Genomic DNA, 7,011 nt, shown 5'->3' with positions numbered 1-7,011 from the left:
CGGGCGTGCCGACCCGGGTGGCGGTGTGGGCGCTTGCCGCTGCTACTGTCTACTTGGGGCGGGCGGCGGGGGTGGCGCGGGGGCGGGCGGTTGGGGGGGGGCGGGCCTTTGGGGGTGGGGGGGGGGCGCGGGGCAGGGGCGCCGCACTGGCGGCGCTGCTGCCGCCGCTGGCCTGGCTGTCGTCGCAGGGCGCGCAATCGGCCCTGCTGTTCAAGCTGGCCGCCGTGTTCGCCGGCATGAGCCTGATGACTTTCGGCGGCGGCTACGTCTTCATTCCGCTGCTGCAGCACACCGTGGTCGATACCTACGGCTGGCTCGACGCGCGCCAGTTCGTCGACGGCCTGGCGCTGACCCAGCTCAGCCCCGGCCCCGTGATGATCAGCTCCGCCTTCGTCGGCCTGAAGGTGGCCGGCGTGGCCGGCGCCGCCGCCGCGAGCGCCGGCATGTTCATCCCCAGCGCGGTGCTGATCATCGCCGCCAGCGGCGCCATGCAGCGCGTGCGCCATTCGCCGGCGGTGCAGGCCGCGCTGTCCGGCGTGCGGGCGGCGCTGGCGGGCATGGTGTTTTCCGCGGCCGTCTCCATCGCCCGGATGGCCGCGCCGGCATGGATATCCGTTTTGATCTGCGTGCTGGCGCTGGTAGCGCTGGTGCGTTTTCGTGTGGACGCCGCCTGGATCGTCGCTTGCGCGGCGCTGGCAGGTTGGCTGGTTTTTTGAAAAGGGAAATGGAATGACTATCACGAACAATGCCACGAATACCGCCATGAACAATGCCACGAACACCCAGGGCGCCCGCCCGCGCCCCGTGATGATGATCCCGCTGCGCCGCTGCGGCAGCCACGCGCTGCGCCTGCGCCTGAACATGTCGCCGCAGTTTTACTCGCCCTACCCGCTGCACATCGTCGACTTCATGCCGCTGGTGCCGCACTACGGCGACCTGCGCGACGACCGCGCCTACTTCCGCATGGTGACCGACGTGGTCGGGCTGCAGGCGGTCAGCATGGTCAAGTGGCCGGGAACGGTGTTCGATCCAGTGGAGATATTCGAAGCCATACGCCACCAGCCGCGCAGCGTGCACCGCGTGGTGTGGGAACTGCTGCTGCGCGCGGGCGAACGCCAGCACGCCGGCGTGGTGATGGACAAGTCGCTCGACAGCGTGCACTACGCCGATGAGCTGATGCAGCTGTATCCGGACATGCTGTTCGTGAACGTGGTGCGCGATCCGCGCGCGCAGGTGGCGTCGATGAACCGCGCCATCATCCACGACTTCGACACCATGCTCAACGCCCAGACCTGGGTGGCCGCGCACCGCGCCGCCGACCATGTGCGCCAGCGCTGGCCGGACCGGGTGCTGACGATACGTTATGAAGACTTCCTGTCGCGCCAGCAGGCGACGCTGGAAGCGGTATGCGGCTTCCTCGGCATAGACTTCCTGCCGCAGATGCTCGACGTCGCCGGATCGCAGGAAGCGAAGCAGATCTCGCAATTGTCGGCGCTGTGGTCGTCCAACTGCTATCCGCCCATCGTCGCCAACATCAACAAGTTCAAGCAGCAGCTGACGACGCCGGAGATCAACGTCATCGAAACGCTGGCCGGCGACTACATGGACCGCTACGGCTACACGCGCCTGACCGACGGCGACGCCGTCATCACGCCGGAGCTGACGACGCAGGCGCGCCTGCGTTCCGGCGAGGGCCGCGAGCGCGCCTGGCGCGAACTGGAACAGGATAATTTCCGCGACTATGTGCTGCGCCGCTGCCGCGCCGACTACCTGGCGCAGTTGAACGCCAGGTTAAGCCTGCAGGCGTCGCAGCCGGGGCGCAATGCGATCGTCACGCTGGACGAACTCGACCCGGCCGCTTTTGAAGTGACCGACTAAGCGACTAGTTAGCGCTTCAGCTGCGACAGGTCGCGCACGGCGCCGCGATCGGCCGACGTGGTCAACGCCGCGTAGGCCTGCAGCGCCTGCGAGACATAGCGCTCGCGGTTGACCGGCTTCCAGGCGGCGTCGCCCTTGGCTTCCATGGCCGCGCGGCGCGCCGCCAGGTCGGCATCGCTGAGGCGCAGGCTGATCTTGCGGTTCGGGATGTCGATGTCGATCATGTCGCCCTCTTCCACCAGGCCGATGGCGCCACCCTCGGCCGCTTCCGGCGAAGCATGGCCGATCACCAGGCCCGACGACCCGCCCGAGAAGCGGCCATCGGTCAGCAGCGCGCACGTCTTGCCCAGGCCCTTGGACTTGATGTACGAAGTCGGATACAGCATCTCCTGCATGCCGGGGCCGCCCTTCGGACCTTCGTAGCGGATGATGACGACGTCGCCTTCATGCACGGTATCGCCCAGGATGCCTTCAACCGCCGCGTCCTGGCTCTCGAACACGCGCGCCTTGCCGCTGAACTTCAGGATGCTTTCGTCCACGCCGGCCGTCTTCACGATGCAGCCGTTCTCCGCCAGGTTGCCGTACAGGACCGCCAGGCCGCCGTCCTGCGAATAGGCGTGCGCCTTGTCGCGGATGCAGCCGGTGCTGCGGTCCAGGTCCAGCGCGTCGTAGCGCTCCGACTGCGAGAACGCGGTCTGCGTCGGCACGCCGCCAGGCGCGGCGCGGAACAGCTGGTGCACGGCCGCGTCGTCGCTGCGCTTGACGTCGTTGCGTTCGATGGCGTCGCCCAGCGTCGGCGCGTGAATGGTCGGCAGCGAGGTGTCGAGCAGGCCGGCGCGTGCCAGCTCGCCCAGGATGGCGACAATGCCGCCGGCGCGGTGCACGTCCTCGATGTGATATTTGTCGGTCATCGGCGCGACCTTGCACAGGCATGGCACCTTGCGCGAGATGCGGTCGATGTCGCCCATGTCGAAATCGACTTCGGCTTCATGCGCCGCCGCCAGCAAGTGCAGCACGGTGTTGGTGGAACCGCCCATCGACACGTCCAGCGCCATGGCGTTTTCAAACGCGGCCTTGGTGGCGATGGAGCGCGGCAGCACCGAGTAGTCGTCCTGCTCGTAATGGCGCTTGGCCAGTTCGACGATCAGGCGGCCGGCGCGCAGGAACAGCTGCTCGCGGTCGGAGTGGGTGGCGACGATGGTGCCGTTGCCCGGCAGCGCCAGGCCCAGCGCCTCGGTCAGGCAGTTCATCGAGTTCGCGGTGAACATGCCCGAGCAGGAACCGCAGGTAGGACAGGCGGAACGCTCGATCTCGGCCACGTCGGCGTCGCTGACGCTCTGGTCGCCGGCCTTGATCATGGCGTCGACCAGATCGAGCTTGATGATCTTCTGCTTGCCGTCGACCACCTTCAGCACCTTGCCCGCTTCCATCGGACCGCCGGAAATGAACACGACCGGAATGTTGAGGCGCATCGCGGCCATCAGCATGCCCGGCGTGATCTTGTCGCAGTTGGAGATGCAGACCATCGCATCGGCGCAGTGGGCGTTGACCATGTATTCGACCGAATCGGCGATCAGGTCGCGCGACGGCAACGAGTACAGCATGCCGCCGTGGCCCATGGCGATGCCGTCGTCGACGGCGATGGTGTTGAATTCCTTGGCGACGCCGCCGGCTTTCTCGATCTCGCGCGCCACCAGCTGGCCCAGGTCCTTCAGGTGCACGTGGCCGGGCACGAATTGGGTAAAGGAGTTCACCACGGCGACGATAGGCTTGTCGAAGTCGCCGTCCTTCATGCCGGTCGCGCGCCACAGGGCGCGGGCGCCGGCCATGTTGCGGCCGTGGGTGGTGGTGCGGGAACGGTATTGCGGCATGATGTTTCTCCAGTGATAAAGGCTAGCTTAAGCTTGCTGGCTTAGCATGACAGATTGCCTCCACCACGCTCCCATGTCAAATATATGATTTCCGACCCTGTGAGTCGTATAAAATATCACAAGTCTGAATTTCAATAGTTAACCATATGAATCTGGAACTGCGTCAGCTGCGCTATTTCGTCACCGTCGCCGAGGAGCTCCACTTCGGCAAGGCGGCGCTGCGCCTGCACATGACGCAGCCGCCGCTGTCGCAGACAATCCAGGCGCTGGAGGAGCTGCTGGGCGCCGCGCTGTTCGAGCGCAACCGCCGCGGCGTGGCGCTGACGCCGGCCGGCCTGGCGCTGCTGCCGGAAGCGCGGCGCATGCTGGCGCAGTCGCTGGAGCTGCCGCAGCTGGTGCAGCGCGCCGCCGCCGGCGAGGTCGGGCGGCTGACGCTGGCCTTCGTCTCCTCGGCCGACTACAGCGTGCTGCCGCCCTTCCTGCGCGCCTACCGCGCCGCGTATCCGCAGGTGCAGATCACGCTGCAGGAAGCCACGTCCGACCTGCAGCTGGACGACCTGCTGCAGAACCGCATCGACGCCGGCCTGCTGATCCCCCCGCTGCCGGACAAGGCGAAGCTGGAACTCGACTACCTGCCGGTGCTGAACGAGCCGCTGGTGCTGGCCTTGCCGGCCGGGCTGCCGGCGCTGAAGAGGACGGGCAAGCTGGCGTTGGCGGCATTGCCGCCGCTGCCGCTGATCGTCTTCCCCCGTGCGATCTCGCCGCCGCTGTACGACGCCATTCTGTCGGTGTTCCGCGACGCCGGCATCACGCCGGAGATCGGCCAGCAGGCGATCCAGATGCAAACCATCGTCAGCCTGGTGTCGGCGGGGATGGGCATGGCGCTGGTGCCGCAATCCGTGTCCAACCTGATGCGGCCCGGGGTAGAATACCGGGCGCTGAGCGACGCCACGCCGCTGGTCGAAACCGGCCTGGCCTGGCGCCGCGACAACGCCTCGCCGGTATTGCGCGGCTTTTTGGAACTGCTAAGAAAAGAAATAGGAAAGAACGCCTTATGCTGATACACCCGATGCCCGATCCGATCGCCGTCCATCTTGGACCGGTGGCGATACATTGGTATGGCCTGATGTACGTCCTCGCCTTCGCGCTGTTCATCACGCTGGGGCGCGTGCGCATCAAGCAGCCGCACATCGCCGCGCAGGGATGGCGGAAGGAGGACTTGGACGACATGCTGTTCTACGGCATGCTGGGCGTGGTGATCGGCGGTCGCTTGGGCGAGGTGCTGTTCTACCGTCCCGATTTCTTCTTCTCGAATCCGATCGAGATCTTCAAGGTCTGGCATGGCGGCATGTCCTTCCACGGCGGCTTCCTCGGCGTGCTGATCGCGATGGCGCTGTGGGCGCGCAAGAGCGGCCGCAATCTGCTGGACGTCTACGACTTCATCGCGCCGCTGGTGCCGCTGGGTTACGCCGCCGGCCGCCTGGGCAACTTCATCAACGCCGAACTGCCGGGCCGCGTGGTGAGCGACCAGTCGCTGCCATGGGCGATGATGTGGCCGGACACGAACTACCCGCTGTCGCCGAATCCCGTGTTCCTGCAAGGCCTGCGCCATCCGTCGCCGATCTACCAGTTGCTGATCGACGGCCTGCTGGTGTTCGTGATCCTATGGCTGTTCTCGCGCAAGGAGCGCCCGCGCCTGGCGGTCGGCGCGATGTACACGCTGCTGTACGGCTGCGCGCGATTCTTCACCGAATACTTCCGCACACCGGACTGGGAGACCACCATCCTCGGCATGCCGATCACCTCCGGCCAGGTGCTGTCGCTGCCGATGATCGTCGGCGCGCTGGCCATGCTGGCGTGGGCGTACAAGGTCAGGCAGAAAGGCCGCGCGCCGCTCTGAAAAATCCGGGGTCAGATCTGACCCCGGATTTATAGCGCCTTGCGGAGCATGTAGGCGGCGAGGCAGTAGAGCACGATCGCGAAGATTTTCCTGAGGGTCTGCACCGGCAGCTTGTGCGCGGTGCGTGCGCCCAGCGGGGCCAGTGTGACGCTGGCCGCCGCGATCACCACCAGCGCGGGCAGGTAGACAAAGCCCAGCGAATACGCCGGCAAACCCGGCTCGCCCCAGCCGTAATAAATATTCGACAGCGTGCCGGCCAGCGCGATCGGGAAGCCCAGCGCCGCGCTGGTGGCCACCGCGTTGTGGATGCGGACGTTACACCAGGTCATGAACGGAATCGACAGGAAGCCGCCGCCCGCGCCCACCAGCCCCGCCACCAGGCCGATCACGATGCCGGCGCCGAACATGCCGCCGCTGCCCGGCAGTCCGCGCTGCGCCATACCTTCCACAGCTGCGGGCTTCTTAGCCAACAGCATCTGCGTGGCGGAGAAGGTCAGGAAGATGCAGAACAATACAGCCTGTCCCGCCGAACTCATTTGCTTGGCGATCCACGGCCCGCACCACGCGCCGAGCAGGATGCCCGGCGCCAGCAGCAACGCCACCCGCCACAGCACCGCGCCATGCTGATGATGCGCGCGCACCGACGACATCGACGTGAACAGGATCACGCCCAGCGACGTCGCCACCGCCATGTGGATAATCGCCGCCTCGGGAAAACCCTTGGCGCTGAAGATCATCGTGATGAACGGCACCAGTATCATGCCGCCGCCTATGCCCAGCAGCCCCGCCGCGAAGCCGCCGATGGCGCCCATCAGCAGCAATATCAGCACCAGGCCGATATCCATCAACCGCCCTTCTTCAGCAGCTTGACGATGGTGTTCCACTGCCCCGCCGTCACCGGCGTGATCGACAGGCGGCTGCCTTTTTGCAGCACCACCATGTCCTCCAGCGCCGCTATCGTGCGCATCTCGGCCAGCGGCAGCAGACGGGTTTTCTGCGTGCCCTTGACGTCGACCGAGATCCAGCGCGGCTGTTCCGGCGTGGCCTTGGGATCGAAGTACTTGCTGTCCTTGTCGAACTGCGTGGCGTCCGGATACGGTCCGCCCACCACCTTGGCCAGGCCGGCGATGCCCGGCTCCGGGCAGCTGGAATGATAGAACAGCACACCGTCGCCGTCCTTCATGCCGTCGCGCATGAAGTTGCGCGCCTGGTAGTTGCGCACGCCGAACCACGGCGTGGTCTGGTCCGGCGACGCCATCACGTCGTCGATGCTGACTTCATCAGGCTCGGATTTCATCAACCAATATTGCATGAGCATCTCCAAACAAAAACGTCCAGACGAAAAAAAGCGGCTGCGCACTC

General features: G+C 66.1%; 7 protein-coding genes. 4 read left to right on the top strand and 3 right to left on the bottom strand.

Annotated elements, in window-relative coordinates; translation table 11 throughout:
* Nucleotides 1-716 (top strand): chromate transporter (locus ACCD07_RS22265; RefSeq protein WP_413448590.1); only part of this gene is annotated, 716 nt, incomplete at its 5' end.
* 19 nt (nucleotides 717-735) lie between these two features.
* Nucleotides 736-1,878: a sulfotransferase family protein gene (locus tag ACCD07_RS22260; protein WP_413448593.1), complete on the top strand. Its 1,143-nt coding sequence runs from the start codon at nucleotides 736-738 to the stop codon at nucleotides 1,876-1,878.
* Between the two features lie 8 nt (nucleotides 1,879-1,886).
* Here the strand turns inward: ACCD07_RS22260 and ilvD are convergent, their stop codons facing one another.
* Nucleotides 1,887-3,749, bottom strand: a complete 1,863-nt coding sequence (ilvD, locus tag ACCD07_RS22255; RefSeq protein WP_413448589.1) for a dihydroxy-acid dehydratase — start codon at nucleotides 3,747-3,749, stop codon at nucleotides 1,887-1,889.
* A gap of 146 nt (nucleotides 3,750-3,895) precedes the next feature.
* Between ilvD and ACCD07_RS22250 the strand changes: the two genes are divergently transcribed.
* Entirely contained in the window at nucleotides 3,896-4,810 is a 915-nt protein-coding gene (locus ACCD07_RS22250; RefSeq protein WP_413448588.1) for a LysR substrate-binding domain-containing protein, read from the top strand.
* A complete protein-coding gene (gene lgt, locus ACCD07_RS22245; RefSeq protein ID WP_413448587.1) occupies nucleotides 4,804-5,649 on the top strand; it encodes a prolipoprotein diacylglyceryl transferase in 846 nt (281 codons plus the stop codon). Before ACCD07_RS22250 ends, lgt begins: the two co-directional genes overlap by 7 nt.
* A 29-nt stretch (nucleotides 5,650-5,678) precedes the next feature.
* Here the strand turns inward: lgt and ACCD07_RS22240 are convergent, their stop codons facing one another.
* Both ACCD07_RS22240 and ACCD07_RS22235 read right to left on the bottom strand, forming a co-directional pair.
* Nucleotides 5,679-6,494: a sulfite exporter TauE/SafE family protein gene (locus tag ACCD07_RS22240; RefSeq protein WP_413448586.1), complete on the bottom strand. Its 816-nt coding sequence runs from the start codon at nucleotides 6,492-6,494 to the stop codon at nucleotides 5,679-5,681.
* Nucleotides 6,494-6,961, bottom strand: a complete 468-nt coding sequence (locus tag ACCD07_RS22235; RefSeq protein WP_413448585.1) for an EVE domain-containing protein — start codon at nucleotides 6,959-6,961, stop codon at nucleotides 6,494-6,496. The genes ACCD07_RS22240 and ACCD07_RS22235 overlap by 1 nt, the downstream gene beginning before the upstream one ends.
* Between the last annotated feature and the right edge of the window lie 50 nt (nucleotides 6,962-7,011).

The organism is Duganella sp. Dugasp56 (assembly GCF_047304105.1).
GTDB classification, from domain to species: Bacteria; Pseudomonadota; Gammaproteobacteria; order Burkholderiales; family Burkholderiaceae_D; genus Rugamonas; species Rugamonas hordei.
Note: the sequence above shows the minus strand (reverse complement) of the source record. Positions and strands in the feature narration are given on the sequence as shown.